The following is a 21,131-nucleotide window of genomic DNA, read 5'->3' on the forward strand; positions in this document are numbered from 1 at the left end:
CATTTACTAAATTAATAAACTCTCCTCTGCAGTCTAATATTTTATGTTGCAAAAATTCTGCAACGTATTAGTATTTTTACTATAACTCCAGCTAATAGATTTTTTAATATCGGAATTTGTACGTCGTAGAAATATGTTGATTTAGGATCAGTCCATCCTGCATTTTTCCAATAGTCCTTATCATACTTGCAATCTTTTGTATCGGCAGTAAAAATTATTTTTTGATAATTGTATGCCAGCAGCTCAAAAAATTTAGGTTTTATAGGAGCTTTTTGACTAGCATATTCAATTAGTTTAATTGCTTCAGCCTTTAACCTTTTTTCAATTCCTAGTACATATTTTGAATCTCTGGCATACCGCCCATTTTGGATACCGATTATTCCGGTAATTCTATAGCCGATAACACTAACAATCATTCTAAGTGTATCTAATGCTTGTTTTTCTCCAAACGCACCAACTGTGGTCATTATAAGCGCATATTTCCCCTTGAACAACGGCCTATGGCATATATATGAGCTCCTGTCAAAGAAATTCTTCATAATTCCTGAAATTGAAATTGTATAGGTAGGAGAGTAAAATATAACAGCATCAGCTTCGTGCAATTTTTTAATCACTCTCAGATAATCATCTTTCAGAGGACATGCTTCCTCGCCTTTCTCATAACAAACCATGCAGCCTTTACACATCTTTATATCATAATCAGAAAGAAAAACGTATTCAAAATCAACCTCAGTCATCTCTTTTATTGCTTTTTCTATTTTTGACACATAATTATATCCTGTTCCGTTTTTCCTTTGGCTGCCCATCAATGCTAAAATTTTCATATTATTTTACCTCCTTTCTTCATAATGGCAAATAATAAAAATGTTTAGTTAATCATCAATATTGTATATAATATACTAGACAGTACAATATGACGTGTAGTATACTTACAGTATACTAATATACCCCGAGTATACTACGTATATACTAAAAAATCAATAGAAAGGGATGAAAAATTTGGAAAATATTTTACCTAGACGCGAAAGGGAACGGCAAGTAAGAAAATCAGAAATGATCGAAGTTGCAGAGAAACTATTTATACAGAATGGTTATGAAGGTACTTCGATGGATGATATTGCAAAAGAAGCTCAGTTCACAAAACGTACAATATATCAATACTTTATAAATAAAGATGATTTATTTTATGCAGTAGCTCTCAAATTTGCGAGACAATTAAATTCAAACTTTAAAGAAGCTTTTATTAGCAAGAAAACCGCCCTTGAGAAAATCCACTATGCAAATCTGCAATATTTCCAATTTTTTAAGGAACATCCTGAGGTTTTCCAGTTGATTAACCATGTACCACAAGGTAAACCTGGGAAAGAAGTCAGCCCTAACTATATAGAAATGCTGAAGTTTCAGAGTGAATCATTTCAGATGTATACAGAAATTATTGAAAAAGGCAAAAAAGATGGAAGCATGTCCCCTGATTTGGATGCCAAAAAAGCTGCTCACTTTGGTGTGCTCACAGTCATGGCATATATGAATACTATGTCCAAGGCCAGCAATAGATACTTTGAAACTTATGGATTCGCTAAAGATGATTTTATTCTTTTCGGGCTCAAAATGATAACCGAAACATTAGCACCTAAAAGTATATAACTCCGTTGTCAGGCACTTCCTCTCCCCTGGCTTGCTTGCTAATATCTTTGTATGGGTTTCCCATGGGCGGGGCATACCAATTTATAAGGAGTTTGAGATATTTTAGTAATTGACTCAAGCATCATTGAATCATCCCAATTCCATGGTGGGGGATATGGTATCAGCTTACCTTTCTTGTTTTCCAGCAAATCCCCTGCAAACAGGATGTCATCATAAAGCAGGCATACATGCCCCGGGGTGTGCCCTGGAGTCGGTATGACATCAATACCGTTAATTTTCTGTTCTGGTTTATAGGGATTTATATCCTTTGGCTTTTTTACCTTGAAAAAGTACTTTAAATACTTCTTAAAACCATAACGGTCAAGCTCACCGGTAATATACGGGATGTCCTCTTTGGAAGCCCAAACCTGAGCCCCTGTCAGCTGCTGAAGCATGAATACATTCCCTATATGGTCTATGTCATGATGTGTCAATAATATATGTTTTATATTCCCAAGCTGTATCCCCATAGACCCTAATTCTTTCATTATACTTTTGCCCTTCCATGGGAGTCCCGTATCAATCAGAGCAGTTTCACTGCCCACGACAACATATACATAGCTCCCTGCGGTTGAATCCAACAAATAGACACTTTCAGATATTTTCATTTCTTTTCACCTCTAGATCAATTAGTTTAAGTTAGAGCCGCAAAAGATTCTTAATGTCAATATGAGATTGAAACTTACTTTTCCAGAACATAAATCATAAAAGGACTTTTACTCTCATCATATGGATTCTTCTGATAGTCTCCATAGAACTCTTTTATAGTAAAGCCTGCTCCTAAAACCATTTTTTCAATTGCTTCCTGGGAAATGAGCTTGAACTTCAGTTTCAACAGCTTTTTGCCTGTCTGGTTACCTTCCCGATCATAGAACTCGTATAACTGGGTAATATCAACTATTGCGTCCTGGTTTTCCTTTGATGCCATAAAGAATTGAAGCCGACGACGACCAACTCATACTTACTCTTTAAATTCATATATCGGATATCAGCTTGAATGATATCCGCCGCCAGCCCTGCTTTATCCAATTTTCCTTGCAGCTGTTCCAATAACCCCTTGGAAATGTCAACACAGTCCAGGTCCATGCCTGACCTTAAAAGTGGCAGCGAGAGCCTTCCCGTACCGGCCATCAGCTCAACTGCCTTACCTTTAAAGCCCTTGCATCTGTCCACAAAGAAACCGATGTCATAATCAGCCTGATTATATATATCATATATGTCTGCAACATTATCATAGTTATTTATGTGCATTTATACTCACTTCCTCTTCTTATACAAAATGACTTCTAGATTATTCGACATAACTGCTTCTAGTCATACAATAAAAGTACAGTGCACTTATAAGTACACTGTACTCTAATTATATGAATTTCTACCATGTTTGTAAATATTCTCAATTTTTTCCCAAGACTTAAACCCAGGGTTGGTATTATCAATCGATAATAAAATCCTTTAATTCAACGTAAGGATTCAAATGATAGGTCCGTGCAGCGAGGTTTTTTCCATGCAAGGCCTTTTTAGGACACAAATTGAAGCATGCTCCGCACTGCTGGCATTTGTGCAGCCAAACCGGCTCTCCGTTCTTAATATCAATATTCTTTACCGGACATACCTTTTGGCAAATACCGCAGCCATCACAATTGCCATCTACATTGAATTTTTTGTCCTCATACGGTATTATCAGCCTTGCAAGCTTGTTTGCAAGACCTGTAAGGATTACGCTGTCGATGAACTTTACCTTGTCAGGATTATGTTCGCCTTTAGCTTTGATGATTGATACGATCTCGTCGGTCTTTGCGTCCCATGCGTCGAGTGATTCCTGTGTTCCGTTTGCCACAAGGTAAAAGCCTGCCGAAAGCTTTAAGCCTCTTGACTTCAACCGGTTTCCCACCTGCAGCATTGTACCTGCGGGCATCCCGCCTGTCGTTACCACAGCAAAGAAATATTTATTTTTGTCTCTGATATCCAGCTTCCGAATCAGCTTTGATACAACTGCAGGCATTCCCAGGTCTATTACCGGGAATGCGAACCCGATCCGATCCGCAGAAAGATCTATGCTTTCGTTCAGAGCCCTATAAATCGGCACAAGCTCTGTATCCCCCAATTTCCCTGCGATAATCCGTGCTGCGCTCAGAGCATTGCCTCTGCCTGAGAAGTAGAATATGATCGTACTCATATATTTTCCCCCTATATCAGGTAAGCATTCTAATTAATGTTTACACTGTCAACTTTATCTAGATTATACATCTTAATGTTTACACTGTCAACATATTGTGATATGCTTTTATTATTAATTATTCGATGAGTTAAAGAGGTGTTGTTATTGGCTAAGGAAAAATACCACCACGGTGATTTGAAAAAGGAATTACTGAAAAAGGGATTGCAGCTACTCAACAAAGACGGCTATGAGGATTTTTCATTAAGGAAAGTGGCGGTTATGTGCGGTGTAAGCCATGCAGCTCCCTATAAGCACTTCAAGAGCAAGGAGGAGCTGATAAGCGCTATTGCTTCAGATGTATCAAAGAGTTTTACATCTGTGCTTGAAGGTGTCATGCAAAGTTTTTCGGATGATCCTAAAGCCAGGACGATAGAAATGGGAAAGCAATATGTAAAATTCATGGTGGAAAATCCGGATTATTTCAAGTTCATATTTTTGACCGATCATCATAACCCTATTCTTATCAAAGATGATGTATTTGTGATTAGAGAAGGGCATCCCTTCGAAATGGCGAGAAAATGCGCTGCAGATTATTATGCATCGATTAACCTTGACGAGAAGGATTGGGCAGTAGAAACGCTGGCTTTATGGGGTTTGATACATGGCTTTGCCGTACTTATGGTACACAACACCATTTCATATTCAGGTGATTATTTGACTTTGATAGAAAGAATGTTGAAAGAAAAGCTTAAGCTCTAGGTGCTCGGAGTATATTAAATGTTTCACGATTTCTCCATTTCCATCCAGTTTTTCTTAGATACCACATACCCGTCAGCTCGAAGCTCTAAAAGAAAACTCTCAGAACTTTATTTTCTATCTGCAAAAATCGACATTTTTAGTGTATACTAATTAAGTGATTTAAATTATTTGGAGGATACTATGATAAAAGTAGATAAAGATGCAGTAAAATTTGAGGGCTATGAATTGGAAAACTTGATTGTATTACTAGAGCAAGTAGTGAAAAATTCAATCATAGATACTAGCAGCCGGGAATTCGCAATCTCCTTTCTGAAAGCTTTCACAACATGCTTCGGGGATAATATAGGCAAGGGTTCTATAACAGATAAAAAATAGATTATCAAGCATAAAGCTCCAACAGATATGTTGGAGCTTTCAGTCTGGGACATCATATTTATATGATGTCTTTATTTTGCTTATTTGTGGAGAACCATCACTTCTGTTTTGTAAAAACCAATGTATAGAAATAATTAATGATATCACTTCTCCTGATGATACCGATAAATATATCATTATCATCAACTACAGGGATAAAGTTCTGATTAACCGAAAGAAGTATCAGGTCTTCTATATGTGCATCAATAGAAACCGGTTTGTTATGCTGGTATTTCGGAATGTCTCTGACTAATATCTTATTGGTGTCTTTAAAGTTCAAATCCGGTGCATGCTTCAAACACCAGAGTATATCCCCTTCCGTTATTGTGCCTGCATATTTCCCATCGTTATCAATTAAGGGCAATGCAGAATACCTGTGAAACTCCATCTTTTCTATCACTTGCCTCATTGTCGAGTCCGCTGATATCCAGATAACTTCTACTTTTGGTGTAAGAAAAAAAGCTATATTCATTTGTTTCCTCCTGGTTCATTTGGCAAATCGGTAGCAGCCGACTCTATTATAGCTGTTTTTCCCACATAAATAAACAACATTTTACTTTATCTTTTCATCTATTTTTTTAATGCAGTTCCTTATATATTCATCTTCCAAAGGCACTCCCTGATACCACACCTGCTGAAAGTCCTGATTGCTTCCAAAGCAGCGGGCTTTGATTATAATCTCCGGGCGATATTCAAAATGCAGTATGTCAAAGTGCCCCCATTTGCCTCCCCAAATGAAGTTGTGCTTTTCAAATAACGCAGCAATTTCAACAGGATAGGAGGATAATCTTTTTTGCCCTTCTTCTCTGGATGCCCACTGCCAATAATCCCTCTTATCCCGTGCAAGGTCCACTGCTATACCATAAGAATGAGGACTCAAGCGATTCGTACCCGCAATAACACGATAATTATAGGTACCATTGCAAGGATATATACATGATCTAATATCACTCCTATTTTCAGCTGCCACAGAAAGCTCTCTCATAACATTTTTTAGTGCTTCTGCAGCTTGATTTTTTTCATTAAACTGAAACGTTCCATATCCTACCTTAACATTTGCCAGGTTATTTTCAATTTGCTTCTGTGATGCTCCATAAACCTCATTCAATAGACTGTATACCCTGGCCCGCCCCGGATCATGGTTTTTATCCATAAGCTTTTTTATCGGTACAACAGGATAGGCTTGCTCCATCATATCCTGCAAATCGGGATAAGCAATTTTAGTTTCGACGCTCTTGACTTTTTTATCATCGTATAGAATCTTCTTTCCGGATTTTATTACAATATATACTTGCCCATCCGATTGCTCCACATTTGAGATATTCTCAGGATAAGCCATCATCAAGCTTAGAAGATCCTGTTTCATAGTAATGTCATAGGAAGATACAGTTGTTTTAATAAAAGCTGCGCCCCGCTGCGGGCTGGTTATTAGATATGCAGATGCAATTATTAAGTAAAGTATCAAAATGAAAGCTTTGACTTTTTTCATAAATCATTCACTCCCTCATTTTATATACTCCCCAATAATTTTGCATACTAAATTAGAAATGTTTTCCCAATTATCGCAAACTTTTTTGATTCAAATTGCCTAATCCATATGAAGTATATAGCAGCCTCAAGATTATAAACATCGAAAATGCCCCGAATACAGGGTAGAAGAAGCTGATAAGGCTTTTGAACTCCAAGAAAGACAAGGGTAAGCAGCAGAAAATAGTGATGAAACAGGTTAGCACATATGACATATGTCTGCTTCCACTCAGCCTTTTGGCTATACTGAAGGCATTTGATACAGCAGTTGAAAATATTTCGCACCATATGCAGAAGGTCACGATATTCCTGATTATTTTTCCAAAACCCGAGGTTATGTAGCTCATTGGAATCGAGTATTCAAATACTTGTGGGCTTTTAAGAGTAAGACTTATGTTCAGCATCAACGATAGAAGCATAAGCCCAAAAGCCCCCAAAAGAACTCCCATCCTTAAGACATAAGGGTCTTTTATTCTCTCTGGTATTGCGGCTAACACGCCAAGGGAAAGAAAAGTATTATAGCAGCAATAGAAGAGGAAAAAGAATAAAGGCTTGATAATGCCGCCTTGATAGTTCTCTAAAAGCTTTGAGCTGATGCTCCCCATATCACTGTTCATTATAGTCACTGCAAGCACTGCAACAATGACAGAAAAAAGCATAGGTACGATGATAGAATTGATTCTTAGTATTCCGGAAAGGGCTTGAAGTATCACGACCAGTGTAAGCAATGCCATAAGGGCTATCCCCCAAGCTCGGGAGAGGCCCATGCTTTCCTGGAATAGGGCGCCACTGCCTGCAAACATAATGGAGGTACCTATAAGAAGAAAAGCAGTCACAAGGATATCAAAAACAAATCCCACCTTCTTCCCTGCTATACGATATATAAGCTCCTTATAGTTGTAAGTATTGTAACAAGCCGCAGCCTTCATGACCGCAGCGGCTATGATGTAGAAAAGTCCACCTGACAGTAGGAGGGTCAACATTCCGATTCGTCCGAAGCAAGTGAAGAACTGCATGATTTCCTGACCTGAGGCAAAACCGGCACCGACCACTGTGCCTATAAACACTGCACCAATCTGGAGTGAAAGCTTAATATTCTTCATTATAGAATTCTCCTTTATACGGATAATTATATCTATACTTATTTAAGCTTTTGTTGTCCTATGAAAGAAAAGTAAAAGCCGTTTACTGACAATCAGTAAACAGCTTTTACATAAGTTCTTGGAATCTATTTTATCAATGTTACAATCGAGTGAGCCAAAGCTTTAATACTGGTTCCTCTATCTCCAATTTTGATACAATAATCTACTTCATAATCATTTGAATTCATAACTACGATAACTAAAGTACCATCAGAATTCTTAAAGGCAGTCGTTTCAAGCTTGTCACAACCGCTGCAGCTGCAGCCTATTCTAGTCGCTCCCGGTTCTATATACTTACTAAAATGGCCGATGTAATAATAGGAATTTTCGTAATGTATTTCATCAGTATTAGTATTTGCTATTATAGGAGCGTCGCAATAATTACCTACATGGTTAGGCCCTCCGGTTTCGTTCAACACCATGTTCCAATCAATCCATCCCACTGTCCAATTGTTGAAATCGTTTATCATGTTATGCCCGTATCTTTCACCTACACTCCACGAATCCAGATGTACCCCGCCCTCTTGGCAGCCTTCGGTAAATAGGAGCTTTTTGTCAGGAAAAGCTGCATGAGTCTTAGCCAGGTTTTCAAATTGGTCTCCCGAGTACCAGTGAAAGCCTACTCCCCAAACATACTTTGCACATTCCTCATCCTCAAGAATAACCTTAGCCCTTTCAAATACCTGATCTGTATTATGGTCCCATACTATTATATTTATGTTTCCCAGAGCTTCTTCTGCAAATATCGGTCCGAGATAATCCCTGACAAAATCTCTTTCTTCTTCATGGCTGTATATGCAGGAATCCCATGTCTGGACAGCATCCGGCTCGTTTTGCACCGAGACGCCCCATATGTCTATTCCTTCCCTTCTGTATGCCTTTATATATTTTACAAAATATCTTGCCCAGCTTTCCCTGTACTTTTCTTTCAACTTGCCTCCGTGATTCATTTCTCCATTCGTCTTCATCCAATAGGGAGGACTCCATGGGGATGCAAGAAATTTAATTTTAGAGCCATTCACACCCATTGCTTCCTTTATCATAGGAATAAGGAGATTATAATCTCTTCCAATATTGAAAAACTTAAGGTCTGCATCACCTTCTATTTCAGCATATGAGTAATTCCCAAGAGAAAAATCACAGCTGTTGATGTGGGTGCGGCAAAGTGAATAGTTAATACCTTTTTGGGGGTCAAAATATGCCTCAAGTATCTCTTCTCTTTTCTGGCTGCTCATTTTATAAAAGGTATCTGCAGCTGCCTCTGTAAAAGCCCCGCCAAAGCCTTCTATAACCTGATATTCCTGGCTTTCATCTATCGCAATAATAGTTTGGTTCAGGTTCTCAAAAGATGATAAATACAATCCTTCTTTTTCACTCATTCTGTCAGCAGTATTCTTTGCTGTCTGTATTAATTCCAATTTATTATTCATGGGTTTCACTCCTTATTCTCATTACAATATCAACTCTTTATTGCTCCCGCGGTAGCACCCTTTGTAATGTGCTCATTCAATACGATATATACAAGCAGTGAGGGAAGCGCCACAAGGTTCATTACCGCAAACTGTACCGAGTAGTTGGAAGCATATTGTCCTGCAAAATAATATACTGCAAAGGGCAATGTCCTGTAAGTATCGCTGGACAGGTAAGTTGCTGCCATAATAAACTCGTTCCAGGTATTAAGTATAGTCATAATGGATATAGTCATTACAGCCGGTTTTACCATTGGCAGTATGATTGAAAATACTATACGTATAATGCCACAGCCGTCAATAACTGCAGCTTCCTCAATTGATCGGGGTATTGTCTCCATAAAGCCTGTCATCAGAAACACTCCAAGGGGCAGAGAAAACGCAATATAAGGAATTATTAATGCAAGATAAGAGTCACTGATACCGACGAATTCGAAGGTCTTATAATTCGGCAGAAGAGTTGCGTGTATGGGTATCATCAGACCCAAAAGTATAAATGCAAAAGTTCGTTTCCTGAGCTTCCACTCCATACGAGTTAAGGCGTAGCCCATCATAAGTGAGAAGAGTACGGTGAAAAAGCCTGCGGCAATATTCACTATCAGACTGTTTATCAGAAATTTGAATATCTGTCCGTCCACCCACGCAGTAACATAGTTCTGCCATTGTGGAGGATCAGGCCACTTCAATATGTTCGCACCAAACAAGTCCCCGCTTTTGCACAGCGAAAAATCAATAAGCCATACCAAAGGGAAAAGCTGCCCGATGGAAAAAACAGCCATAAGTATATACATGCAACGCTTACGGATTTTTGGCTTCGTATTGCTAACTTTCATATTATCCATAATGCCTTCCCCCTTTCTCAGTATTCTATCGCTTCGCGCTTAAGCAGTTTATTCAACAAATATGTGGCAATCAGGCAGGCTATTACGAATAGCACAGATATTGCGTTTCCGTAGCCATACTCGTATGAGTTGAACGCCTTTATATACAGATAATTTGCGAGGAACTGGCTGGTATTCCCAGGACCCCCGTTTGTAGTCAGATAGATGGTTTCCATTTGCTTAAGAGCAGCAATTACTGCCAAGGTGACATTTATCCTTATAACCGGCTGGAGCAGAGGAATTGTTATCTGGGTATAGAGCTTCAAACCACTCGCACCATCAATTCTTGCAGCTTCATACAGCTCCTCAGGTATTCCTTTTATGCCTGCGTAATAAATAAGCATGCCCCAGCCAAAGCCCTGCCACATTATTATGATCAGTAAGGACCAAAGCACCAGCTTTGGATTGCCGAGCCATTCCTGCTTTAAGAAACCGAGATGAAATAGATCCAGAACCTTGTTCAGCAGACCATATTGCGGGTCATAAATACCTACCCACATTCTGGAGGTTACTACAATAGAGATGACACAGGGGATGAAAAATATTGCCCTGAATACCTTCTCAAGCCTTCCGCCTATCCGGTCAAGCATTATTGCTGCAGTAAGACACAAGGGATGCTGTATCAGTACATATCCTGTTGCCAATAGTAAAGCATTACGCAAGGAAATCCAAAACACCTTATCATGGAAGACAAGCTCCTTGAAGTTTGCCAACCCGATAAACTCTGGTTTTCCAATGCCTGACCAGCTTGTCATTCCGTAATAAATACTTAGAACTATAGGAAGAAAAACTGCAAATACAAAAACAGATAAGCCAGGAAGTATGAGTATTGAAATGATTTTTTTATCCCGCAGCATCTTATTCATTAAAAATCCCCCTTAGGACAAATTTGATGCAGAAGCTTTGTGCTTCTGCATCAAAGTGTTCTATATTTACTTTGCTGAAGCGTCCGCTGCTGCTTTGTCCATTTCTTCGAGGAATTTCTCAGGAGTCAACATCCCTGCAGCAAGCTCTTGAGACAGATTCTCAGAAGATGTTTTAAAGTCCGGGGTCAAGCTGTCATTCCAGCTGGTACCGCTTATTGAAGTTGTAACGCTTAATACTTCAGTAAGTTTTTTCTGCAGATTTGTTTCTTTGCCTGTCAGATAGCTGTCATATTTTTGTCCTGGCACCACTAATCCAAGCTGCCAGCCGTTTTTAGCCCAGTTATCCGGTTTCATTATATATTTGAGGAGTTTAATTGCTTCATCTTTTACCGGTGAGTTGGCTGATACAGCATAGCCGCCGCCGTTCCAGGCAAGTATGTCGGTAGACTTTCCAGAACCGGTACTCGGCCCCGGGAATTTGACTACATCAACGTTTTTCTTGAAGGAATCGCTGAAATTAGGATTGCTGTCCATACCTACTTCCCATGCACCCATGTAGTACATAGCTGCTTTTTCCTGTGCGAACAAATTGTTTGCTGCGCCGTAGTCAGCAGCCACAAAGGAGTCCTGGAAGCCTTTAACATCCATTAAGGCTTTTACGTCTTCTGCTGCTTTTTTCAAAATTGGATTCTCTGTAAACTTCACTTTACCGTTTATTGCATCATATATAAGCTTCTGATCTCCGCCTTCTTTGATTACCAGGTCCTGATAGAGCAGAGAAATTGCCCATTTATCCTTACCATTCATTGCTATAGGGGCAATGCCCTTGGCTCTGAAGGTCTTAGCTGCAGCTATAACCTCTTCGAAGGTCTCAGGTACTTTTACGCCATTACTTTCAAACAATGCTTTGTTATAATATAAAACCATATAGTCTGTGTTTCTTGGAAGTCCGTATAGTTTGCCATCAAGACTGAAGCCGTCCAATGCTCCATTGAAGAACTGGTAGTCCTTGAAGTCCGCTGCGTTCAGCTCAGCAGCGTAGCCCGCTTCCATTACAGGGTTGAAGAAGGACGGCTGCCCCCATACCATGTAGATGTCCGGAATCGAGTTCCCTGAAGCATACGCTTTGAATTTCTGCTTGTAGGGCTCATCCTGAAGGGCTTCCAACTGAATTGTCACGTTAGGATTTTCCTTAATATAATTATCTATCAGCATTTGTTCAAGCTTTCCTTGTCCTGATGCACGGTCCGGGAGGTTGGAAAAGAACTTGATTTCAACTTTAGTTTCCTTTGGAGGTTCTGTCTGTGTAGCAACCGGCTTTTCGGCTGTACATCCGGCTATGCTTAATAAAAATATCAGTGTAAGCATAATGCTGGTCAGCTTAATTATTGTCTTTTTCATTGCACTTCCCCCTTTTAAAATCTGGTTTCAACGGCACTTAGCTTAAGGATCCATTAAGCAAGTTCCCTTGGCATACCTTTAATACATTTTCATTATATCTTCATAAAAAAACACTTGATAGTATGTATTCTTTGAAAATAGTTTAAATTTTTCGAATGATTAGTTTCGTCACCCTTTTAACTGTAGCCAGGTTTATTATTAATTGGTATTATTTAGATAGTACATGTTTTATAAAAGAGGGTGTATGGCATGAAAATATTAGGAAAGTACTTGGCTAAGCTGCATACAGGCTATATGAACCTTGGCTTCAAATACAAAGCCTTAGTGATATTCAACAGTATAATAATCCTTATTTCAATTATACTTGGAACATATTCCTATGTCACCTCATCAAAAATGATACAGGACAATGTGACCTCGACAAATGTGAGGGATATTGAGCAGATAACCAACAGTATGGACTTTTTGCAGAAGGACATTTACGATCTGTCTACCTTCATATGTATAAATCCCACTGTACAATCCTTTCTCCGGGCAAAAAACAATACGCAAAGCAAGCTGGTCAACAACAATCTGGGGTCATTCAATAATCTTCTCGCCTCCAAGGATTACATAAGCTTCATTGTTATTTACAATAAAAATGGAGATGAGTATTATATAAGCAGTGATAGAAGTACCGGTATAAAAAGCTATGAGTCAGTCAAACAAAGCAAGCTGTATGAAAAAGTTCATGCCCTGAAGGGGGCTCCTGTATGGGTTGACCTTAATGCTGAAAACCAGGTGTTTATTGTGGATAATAAGGCTCCTAAAATAGCGATGGTCAGAGCTTTGCTGGACAACAACAACTTCGATCCCTCAGGACTCTTGGCTATTTGTGTGAATCATGATGTGCTCAAAAGCATTTATGGCAGCAACAGCAAGATCTCCGGCAATACGATGATACTGGACAAGGATAACAGGGTCATTACGTCCAGCCAACCACTGGACATGAGTGCTGCAGATTATGAGACACCGAATATATTGTCACATATGAAAAATGAAAGCGGCAGTGCAATTTTCAGGACCAACGGCAAGAAGCTGCTCATGGTGCATAATACAATGAAACAAAGCGGCTGGAAGGTGGTTTCTATAACACCCATTGTTCTGCTGCTAAAGGACCTGAACTCCATATTAGGTCTGACCGTTGTTGTCATTCTGGTATGCATTGCCATCGCTTTCATGTTTTCTGCTTATACATCCTCAATATTGACTTCGCCTATTAATCAGTTGCTGAGGTCTATGGAAAAGGTTAAAAACGGTAATTTCAAAGAGAAGGTGGATTTCAAATACAACGATGAGATTGGTATGCTTGGGGCCCAATATAACGATATGATTGATAATATCAATAATCTGATTGGCAAGGTATACAAGCTTCAGATAAAGGAGCGGGAAGCTGAATTGAAAGCACTTCAAGCCCAGATAAATCCGCATTTTTTGTATAATACCCTCGATACGATATTCTGGAAAGCAGAGAAATCAAAGCAGAAGGACATTAGTGAAATGGTATATGCCTTGTCCCGGCTATTCCGTACAACCTTGAACAAAGGCAGTGAGTTTATACTTGTCAGGGAAGAGAAAGAATTCATTGAACACTATTTGCTGCTCCAAAGCAGCAGGTTCAGGGAAAGACTGACCTATGAAATCGACTTTGATCCGCTGATACAGGATTATTCAATTCCAAAGCTGATATTTCAACCCTTTGTTGAAAATTCTATTATACATGGAATGGAAGCCTATGATAGAACCTGTCATATAAAGATAAGCGGAATATTTGCAAATGATAAGATGGCATTCATAATTGAAGATAATGGCGCAGGAATAAGTCAAGATACTATCGGTAAGCTTTTGGACAAAACCCGAAATGATGAAAAGGGCTTTCCCTCAAAACAAGGATACGCTATCAGCAATGTTGATCAAAGATTGGCGCTATACTATGATGGTGATTATGAAATCAATATCACCGGCTCGACGGGAGAAGGAACAAGAGTTGAGATTATTATCCCTAAAGTGTACAGGGCAATAGGCTAATAAATGGGAGGGTCAATATGTATAAGCTTTTGATAGTGGATGATGAAACGGAAATCCTTGAAGGCCTCAAAACCATTATAGATTGGGAGAATAACGGCATCACGCTGTGTGGGGAGGCCTGCAACGGAATAGAGGCTCTTGAGAAGATACATCAGCTGTCACCAGATATTGTGATTATGGACATCCGTATGCCTTTACTGGATGGACTGGAGCTTCTGGCAAGGGTCTCTCAAAGCAACCTTCCTGTCAAATGTATTATCCTAAGCGGTTACGACGATTTCTACTATGCACAGAAGGCAATCAATCTGAAAGCTGCCAACTATCTGTTGAAGCCATGCAGACCCAACGACATACTTGAAGCTGTCCTGAAGGTGAAAGCTGAGCTGGATGAAGCAAAGCAGCAGGAGGCATTATTCCATAAATACAAGCAGCAGTTTCAGTATAGTATGCCTAACTTAACAGAAAATACAAACAAGCTTGTCAAAACAGCTATAGGTTTTATCTATTCCAATTATTCGAAGGATATAACTTTGGATTTTATAGCTAAGAAAATCTATATTACTCCTGGTTATCTAAGCCAATTATTCAAGCAGGAGACCGGCGTCAATTTCCTGGACTTCCTCAATCAGCACAGGATTGAAAAAGCAAAGGAATATCTAGCCGGTACTTTCTTGAAGAATTATGAAATAGTCGACAAGATTGGTTTCAAGGACGAAAAATATTTCTCACAGGTCTTTAAACGGTATACTGGACTGACTCCATCGCAGTACAGAGACAGCTGCAAGTATTGATAGACGATAAATGCCTATTAAGTTGAAGCACTGCAGTTACAGGATTTCATACTTTGCGGACATTCAACAGGGGGTGCGATAGCCATCAGATATATGGCCAGCGAGATAAATTCAACTTTGAATTGACGCAATTTATTGAGGAATAATATGCATAAAACCGACATAACTTAACCAGCCTATTTACAATTATTAGTAGTTTATGATACAATTTGTAAATAATGGTAATTTAGGAGGGTTTTATGAAGAGAACAAAAGTCCTTATACGATGTGGTGCTGTATTGCTTATTATATTCTCAATGCTTTGCCAGACAATTACGGCTTCCACAGCACCCGATACCCAATCTCCCACGGCTCCGAAAGAATTAACTGTTACCAATAGAACCTTTACAGCTATTTCATTAAGTTGGACAGGCTCATATGACAACACAAAAGTAAAGGGCTATCAAGTGTTCAGGGACGGCAAGAAAATAACTACCACTGCAAAAACAACTTATACAAATAAGGATCTAATCCCAGGACGGAAATATACATATGCCATAAAGGCGTATGATGCTGTCGGGAATGTATCACCGAGCAGTATTGCCTTAAGCACAACAACGATAAGTGATTCACAGAGCCCTTCAGCTCCAGGAGACCTTGCAGCACCCTCTTCAACCTTTACTTCCATATCACTCACTTGGGAATCCTCAACAGATAATGTAGGTATCAAGGGTTATGAAGTATACCGCAACGAGAAAAAAGTCGCATCTACATCCGCTGCATACTATGAGTGCAAAAGGCTTACGCCGGGTACTGCTTATACCTTTTATATAAAAGCACATGATAAAGCAGGCAATTACTCTTCACAAAGCAATCGCGTTTCTGCCAATACTGTATCGGACAAAGCAGCACCATCTCAACCGAGCGGACTTGAAGCTTCCTCCGTTACTGTAACAGAAGTGAATCTGACATGGTCACCCTCTTCGGATAATGTTAAAGTTAAAGGCTATGATATCTTTCGTGATGGAGTTAAGATTGGCACAACAAGTAAAACAGGCTACCTCAACAAAAGCCTGATCCCTGGAAAAAGCTACACCTATATGGTAAGAGCCTCCGATATTTCCGGGAATCTATCAGGTAACAGCAGCCCGTTAAAAGTGACTACATCAAAAGATTTACAGGCACCTGCAGCTCCAGCCGAGCTTAAAGTAACCGCTGTCAATGGCTCATCCGTTTCTCTTGCATGGACGGCAGCCACTGATAACGCAAAAGTTGCAGGTTATCAAATCTATTGCAATGGCATTGTAATTACCACAGCAGTCAGAACCTCACGTATTGTAAAAAGTCCATTTGGACTAGGTCTTGATGTATACTGGGTAAAGGCCTTTGATCAAGTAGGCAACCTTTCGGGCAGCAGCAATACAGTAACTGCTATTACACTTCCCGGATAAGCTATTTTATATATGATGCCAGTCACCATATTCTAGACTGGCATCATTGTTTCAAAGCCTTCTCCCACTACTCCTATACTTTCATTTATGTACATGAAACATATTGGGTCTACTTTTTTCACATATTCTTTGAGAGCAATCAGTTCAGAGTTGCTGACAAGAGTCTTGATAAGCATCTTTTCCTGATTATTATATGAACCGAGCCCTTTTATATAAGTAGCTCCCCGCTTCAAGTCCTTATGTATAAATGCAGTTATATCCGCGTACTTATCCGATATAATGGTTACTTCATAATCCCGCCTAAAACCTGCTACAATGAAATCAGTAACTTTGCCACTAACATAAATTGATACCAGCGAGTATAATATGCTGTTCAGTGTAGCATTTGGAAGAAGCAATGAGGATGAAACAATGACGGTGTTTAGTACTGTGAAAAATACCCCCAAGGTAATACCATATTTATTCTTCACATAAATTCCTAACAGGGCTTCAGGGCCATTTGCCACTCCCAAGCGCAGTACTATCCCCCCGGATATTCCAAATAACACGCCTGAAAGAAGTGCAGCCAGAACCACATCAACATTGAGCGCCGGAAATACTTTAACAATTCCAAGCAGTATTGTAAACAACGTAAAGCAAGTAAATGCGTATATTATTTGTTTAAAACCATATGTAATATATGCCCATATCAATATGGGAAGACACAATACTGCCAATATTATCTGTATATTTATTGAGTTCCACCTGTTGATTACAGTAGCAATGCCACCGAGACCTCCAGCTATTAAATTGCTGGGCAGAAGCACATTGTTGAAAGAATATGCCCCTATAAATGCTCCTAGAAATAGAAACAGAACTATTCTTGCAATTTTCTTCATTGCATGCCCCCCTCATATTTCATTTTGGGTTATATTAATCACTTCATTTGTTCCAGTGTCCTTATCATTCTAAATAGAGTGTCATTTACTGGCGTCGGGACTCCATGCTTTTTTCCCATTTCCCGCAATGCACCAGATAGCATCTCAACCTCTGTTTTCCTTCCAGCCTCAATATCCTGCAGCATGGAGGTCTTTCCATCAGCTGAAAGAGTGCCTAAGAGCTTATGTACCTCTGCAATATCCTCTTCTCCAAGGCTGACTCCTGCTTTTGCTGAAACTGCAATTACTTCCTTCATGGCTGCATCCAGAAGCTCATGGGCTTCATGAATAGTATGGAATACCCCATAGGTTGCTCCAAGAACTGCCGAAGCTTGATTAACACCGATATTCACCATATACTTCCACCATATAGCCTTGAGCATATCTTCAGGGATAAAATAAGGTATCTGCGCTTCATCAAACAAAGCCTTAACACGTTCCACCCTTTCGGTATGAAGCTGATTCAACCGCTCTCCGAAATAAAGTTTCCCAAAAGTGGTATAGCGTATATCATTGTCCGTTCTGACTGCATCAATGCCCACACATGAGGCATACAGCAGCTTATCTATACCAAAAGCTTCACCTATTATTTCTTCACTGTCAATCCCATTTAAAAGAGATATAATAATGGTCTCCGGCCCTACACGCTTTCTTACCGAATCAATTGCTTGGTTGAGGTTGTGATATTTGACCGCTATAAGGATCAAATCCGCATAGTCCCCATCATTATCCGGCTGTACAAAATTAAAGTCATAGGGCTTCCTATTCACAGTCAGCTTGTTTAAGTAATATTTCTCAATTCGCCTGCTGTCCGCAATAACAGTAAAATCTATAGAATCGGTGTCGCAAAGCTTTGCAGCATAGCTGCCGCCTATTGCTCCCAAACCGATGATTGATACATTCTTGATTTTTTTCATACTATATACTCCTCAAACCAAAGATTCCAAGATATTTATACTATACCACAAATAAAAAAGGATGTGATTCCAGATCGCATCCTTTTTTATTCTAAATTATACTCATCGTCTAGACGCCGTGTCTGGCACCATATTCCTTACAGCAAAATGGGCATTTGTTTCAGTATTTTGTTAGTTTGACAAGACATTTAATAAATGTTATATTAATTTCATTACTTACTAAAATACTTTTAATAAGTATCTTAATAAAGGATGTGTTTAAATGAAGGACATTAGTGGAAATGCCCTTATTATTAAAGAAATAAATATAAACCTTGTACGAAAAGCCTTAAAATCAAAAGGAGTTGCTACCAAGCAGCAAATTTCAAAGGAAACAGGCTTAAGTCTTGTTACTGTCGGAACAGTTTTACAACGCTTAGTAGACCAACATGAAGTATTTGAGTCAGAGCTGTCCCCTTCCAGTGGTGGAAGGCCGGCACAACAGTATCGCTATAATGATGATTTTGCTCATGCCCTAATAATATTTCCATATGAGTCAGATGAAAATATTATTATCCGAAGTACTATTGTTAACTTATCCGGCCAGTGTATAAATACGGCAGATTCTCAAGTAGAAGTCATTGATTTGAAAACCTTTGAAAGAATAATCGAACCGTTGTATAACACTTATCCCTCAATCCAAGCGATTGGATTTGGACACCCCGGTGTAGAGGAAAGTGGAAAAATAATTGTATCTGACTATAAAATGCTGATAGGCACTACTTTCACAGAGCATTTTAGCAGACTCTACCAAGTACCCGTAATCATTGAGAACGATGTGAATGCTGCTGTAATTGGATTTGCAGATCAAAAGAAACTCCCCCATAATAGCATACTGGTCTACTTATATTTCCCTGACCAACATCCGCCTGGAGCTGGCATTCTAATTAATGGTGAACTGTTTAAAGGTATGAGAGGTTTTGCAGGGGAGGTTAGCAATATTCCATTGGATCTAGTATGGGATGACGAATTATACTCTTCCTTTGATATATTGTGCAAAGCAATAACTAAGCTTATTATGACAGTTTGTGCTATTCTCAATCCTGACAAAATCATCTTGAATGGTAATTTTTTAAGTGAAAACCATATAGCAACCATATCACAAAATTGTAATACTGAGCTTCCACAAAACATCATTCCGGTTATTCAACTTTCTGATAGTTTTGTAGCAGACTATCAAACGGGACTTATTGTGCAGACTTTGAAGCAGTTAGAGACTGACATTAAAATAACAAGTAAAAAACACTTGGAGGCATAGCATAATTATGACAACATATTTTTTAATGATAATATATATGGCATTTATCAGCTTAGGGCTGCCTGATTCCTTATTAGGAGTAGCTTGGCCGCTTATACAATCAGAGTATGGGTCCCCATTTGAAGCTGCGGGTTTGGTTTCCATGTTTATAGCAGGCGGTACGATTGTCTCAAGCTTTGCAATCGGAGCTGTCCATAAGCATTTGAGTACCGGCAAAATAGCATTAGTCAGCTGCCTAATGACATCACTAGCTCTATTGGGTTTTGCTTTTTCCCCAGCTCTAATTTGGCTTCTTCTATTTGCAATACCTCTTGGCTTGGGAGCTGGATCTGTTGATGCAGCATTGAATAACTATGTTGCTATCCATTACAAAGCACATCATATGAGTTGGCTGCATTGTTTTTGGGGGATTGGAGCCACCATGGGACCTATTATTATGTCCCGGTTTATTGCAGAGCAAAATTCTTGGAGAGGCGGATATTTTACTGTTTCTATGATTCAGCTTGCCTTGGCCGCCCTACTCTTTTTTACCCTCCCATTATGGAACCGCATGGCAGCTGAAGTTCACAAAAGCCCTGTGGACCTAAAGGCAGATCAGAAATTACAAGCTGTTTCCTCCCATAAAACAGTAGGGAAAACAAATTCTTTGAATATTAAGGGTGTTAAGCTTTCACTTGTTTCTTTCTTGTTTTATTGTGGTGTAGAAAGCACTATGGGTTTGTGGGGCAGCAGTTTTCTTATAAACGTTAAAGAATTGTCTGCATCATCAGCAGCACAATGGGTGTCTTTATATTACGGTGGAATTACAGTAGGTAGGCTGATAACGGGATTTATTACCTTAAAAATCAGTAATAGGGTTCTGATTCGTACTGGACAAACCGTAGCATTGGCTGGAGTCTTGCTCCTTTTGTTTCCTTTGCCTAACAGCTTTTCACTTATAGGGTTCATTATGATTGGGTTAGGATGCGCACCTATTTTCCCATGTATGCTGCATGAAACGCCTGCACGTTTTGGGAAAGAAAATTCTCAAGCAATTATGGGATATCAAATGGCTCTCGCTTACACAGGCAGCACTTTTTTGCCGCCCATTTTAGGATTTATTGCAGCTCGCACGACCATAGGACTTCTCCCATTTTTCGTTTTGTCATACATCATCATTATGTTTATCAGTTCTGAAAAAATAAATAGGGTAATGATTTACCATTCCCAATAAACGTGATATTTTCAAACATTGCGAGTTTTTCGGAGGTTTCCTGGCACTTAATCTCTTTTGCCTCTATCTCTTTAACGTCGCTCACCATCTTCTCACACTTTATGGTTCCTAACACCTAACTCATTAACTGTAATATATTGACAGTATATATTCTATATGATAAAATATTAAAAACGAGCGCTCGTTCGTAAGAAGGGAT

The 21,131-nt window shown here is 39.2% G+C and carries 22 protein-coding genes and 1 pseudogene; 9 read left to right on the forward strand and 14 right to left on the reverse strand.

Annotated elements, in window-relative coordinates; genetic code table 11:
• Positions 1–41: 41 nt before the first annotated feature.
• On the reverse strand, positions 42–824 hold the full coding sequence (locus VEB00_14550; GenBank protein HYF84237.1) for an NAD(P)H-dependent oxidoreductase: 783 nt from the start codon (positions 822–824) through the stop codon (positions 42–44).
• A gap of 175 nt (positions 825–999) precedes the next feature.
• Between VEB00_14550 and VEB00_14555 the strand changes: the two genes are divergently transcribed.
• Positions 1,000–1,644: a TetR/AcrR family transcriptional regulator gene (locus VEB00_14555; protein ID HYF84238.1), complete on the forward strand. Its 645-nt coding sequence runs from the start codon at positions 1,000–1,002 to the stop codon at positions 1,642–1,644.
• A gap of 38 nt (positions 1,645–1,682) precedes the next feature.
• On the opposite strand, the gene VEB00_14560 is transcribed toward VEB00_14555, so the two are convergent.
• The 4 genes from VEB00_14560 to VEB00_14575 form a co-directional block, all read right to left on the reverse strand.
• Positions 1,683–2,291 carry an MBL fold metallo-hydrolase gene (locus VEB00_14560; GenBank protein HYF84239.1) on the reverse strand — a complete coding sequence of 203 codons (609 nt, stop codon included), beginning with the start codon at positions 2,289–2,291 and terminating at the stop codon, positions 1,683–1,685.
• Positions 2,292–2,365: 74 nt separating this feature from the next.
• Positions 2,366–2,611, reverse strand: coding sequence for a hypothetical protein (locus tag VEB00_14565; GenBank protein ID HYF84240.1), 246 nt, complete (start codon positions 2,609–2,611; stop codon positions 2,366–2,368).
• Positions 2,581–2,934, reverse strand: a complete 354-nt coding sequence (locus VEB00_14570; GenBank protein ID HYF84241.1) for a class I SAM-dependent methyltransferase — start codon at positions 2,932–2,934, stop codon at positions 2,581–2,583. The genes VEB00_14565 and VEB00_14570 overlap by 31 nt, the downstream gene beginning before the upstream one ends.
• A gap of 181 nt (positions 2,935–3,115) precedes the next feature.
• Positions 3,116–3,859 carry an EFR1 family ferrodoxin gene (locus VEB00_14575; protein HYF84242.1) on the reverse strand — a complete coding sequence of 248 codons (744 nt, stop codon included), beginning with the start codon at positions 3,857–3,859 and terminating at the stop codon, positions 3,116–3,118.
• Positions 3,860–4,006: 147 nt separating this feature from the next.
• On the opposite strand from VEB00_14575, the gene VEB00_14580 reads away from it, so the two are divergent.
• Positions 4,007–4,600, forward strand: coding sequence for a TetR/AcrR family transcriptional regulator (locus VEB00_14580; protein HYF84243.1), 594 nt, complete (start codon positions 4,007–4,009; stop codon positions 4,598–4,600).
• A 180-nt stretch (positions 4,601–4,780) separates the two neighbouring features.
• Complete coding sequence (locus VEB00_14585; GenBank protein ID HYF84244.1) at positions 4,781–4,975, forward strand: hypothetical protein; 195 nt, start codon at positions 4,781–4,783, stop codon at positions 4,973–4,975.
• A gap of 97 nt (positions 4,976–5,072) precedes the next feature.
• Here VEB00_14585 and VEB00_14590 read toward each other — a convergent pair whose 3' ends face one another.
• The 7 genes from VEB00_14590 to VEB00_14620 all read right to left on the reverse strand — a co-directional run bounded on the left by VEB00_14590 (position 5,073) and on the right by VEB00_14620 (position 12,300).
• The gene (locus tag VEB00_14590) at positions 5,073–5,486 is read right to left on the reverse strand and encodes a CBS domain-containing protein (GenBank protein ID HYF84245.1); all 414 of its coding nucleotides are present in this window, start codon (positions 5,484–5,486) and stop codon (positions 5,073–5,075) included.
• Between the two features lie 81 nt (positions 5,487–5,567).
• Complete coding sequence (locus tag VEB00_14595; protein HYF84246.1) at positions 5,568–6,503, reverse strand: M15 family metallopeptidase; 936 nt, start codon at positions 6,501–6,503, stop codon at positions 5,568–5,570.
• Between the two features lie 70 nt (positions 6,504–6,573).
• Positions 6,574–7,644, reverse strand: coding sequence for a hypothetical protein (locus VEB00_14600; protein ID HYF84247.1), 1,071 nt, complete (start codon positions 7,642–7,644; stop codon positions 6,574–6,576).
• Positions 7,645–7,769: 125 nt separating this feature from the next.
• The gene (locus tag VEB00_14605) at positions 7,770–9,113 is read right to left on the reverse strand and encodes a glycoside hydrolase family 30 protein (protein HYF84248.1); all 1,344 of its coding nucleotides are present in this window, start codon (positions 9,111–9,113) and stop codon (positions 7,770–7,772) included.
• Positions 9,114–9,142: 29 nt separating this feature from the next.
• Positions 9,143–9,994, reverse strand: coding sequence for a carbohydrate ABC transporter permease (locus VEB00_14610; protein ID HYF84249.1), 852 nt, complete (start codon positions 9,992–9,994; stop codon positions 9,143–9,145).
• Between the two features lie 17 nt (positions 9,995–10,011).
• A complete protein-coding gene (locus VEB00_14615; GenBank protein ID HYF84250.1) occupies positions 10,012–10,899 on the reverse strand; it encodes a sugar ABC transporter permease in 888 nt (295 codons plus the stop codon).
• A gap of 66 nt (positions 10,900–10,965) precedes the next feature.
• Complete coding sequence (locus VEB00_14620) at positions 10,966–12,300, reverse strand: extracellular solute-binding protein (protein ID HYF84251.1); 1,335 nt, start codon at positions 12,298–12,300, stop codon at positions 10,966–10,968.
• A gap of 249 nt (positions 12,301–12,549) precedes the next feature.
• Between VEB00_14620 and VEB00_14625 the strand changes: the two genes are divergently transcribed.
• The 4 genes and pseudogenes from VEB00_14625 (at position 12,550) to VEB00_14640 (ending at position 16,588) form a co-directional block, all read left to right on the forward strand.
• Positions 12,550–14,367, forward strand: a complete 1,818-nt coding sequence (locus VEB00_14625; GenBank protein HYF84252.1) for a sensor histidine kinase — start codon at positions 12,550–12,552, stop codon at positions 14,365–14,367.
• Positions 14,368–14,384: 17 nt separating this feature from the next.
• Entirely contained in the window at positions 14,385–15,158 is a 774-nt protein-coding gene (locus tag VEB00_14630; protein HYF84253.1) for a response regulator, read from the forward strand.
• A gap of 21 nt (positions 15,159–15,179) precedes the next feature.
• A pseudogene (locus VEB00_14635) lies at positions 15,180–15,257 on the forward strand (alpha/beta hydrolase).
• A gap of 140 nt (positions 15,258–15,397) precedes the next feature.
• The gene (locus VEB00_14640; GenBank protein HYF84254.1) at positions 15,398–16,588 is read left to right on the forward strand and encodes a fibronectin type III domain-containing protein; all 1,191 of its coding nucleotides are present in this window, start codon (positions 15,398–15,400) and stop codon (positions 16,586–16,588) included.
• Between the two features lie 32 nt (positions 16,589–16,620).
• Here VEB00_14640 and VEB00_14645 read toward each other — a convergent pair whose 3' ends face one another.
• Together VEB00_14645 and VEB00_14650 are read right to left on the reverse strand one after the other, a co-directional pair.
• Positions 16,621–17,466 (reverse strand): YitT family protein, encoded by an 846-nt coding sequence (locus VEB00_14645; GenBank protein ID HYF84255.1) that lies wholly within the window; start codon positions 17,464–17,466, stop codon positions 16,621–16,623.
• Positions 17,467–17,504: 38 nt separating this feature from the next.
• Positions 17,505–18,422, reverse strand: a complete 918-nt coding sequence (locus tag VEB00_14650) for a ketopantoate reductase family protein (protein ID HYF84256.1) — start codon at positions 18,420–18,422, stop codon at positions 17,505–17,507.
• 262 nt (positions 18,423–18,684) lie between these two features.
• Here VEB00_14650 and VEB00_14655 point away from each other — a divergent pair, with 262 nt between their 5' ends.
• Both VEB00_14655 and VEB00_14660 read left to right on the forward strand, forming a co-directional pair.
• Entirely contained in the window at positions 18,685–19,719 is a 1,035-nt protein-coding gene (locus VEB00_14655) for an ROK family protein (protein HYF84257.1), read from the forward strand.
• Positions 19,720–19,726: 7 nt separating this feature from the next.
• Positions 19,727–20,932 (forward strand): MFS transporter, encoded by a 1,206-nt coding sequence (locus tag VEB00_14660; GenBank protein HYF84258.1) that lies wholly within the window; start codon positions 19,727–19,729, stop codon positions 20,930–20,932.
• Positions 20,933–21,131 lie beyond the last annotated feature (199 nt).

The sequence above is a fragment of the Clostridia bacterium genome (assembly GCA_035628995.1).
GTDB lineage: Bacteria > Bacillota > Clostridia > Lutisporales > Lutisporaceae > BRH-c25.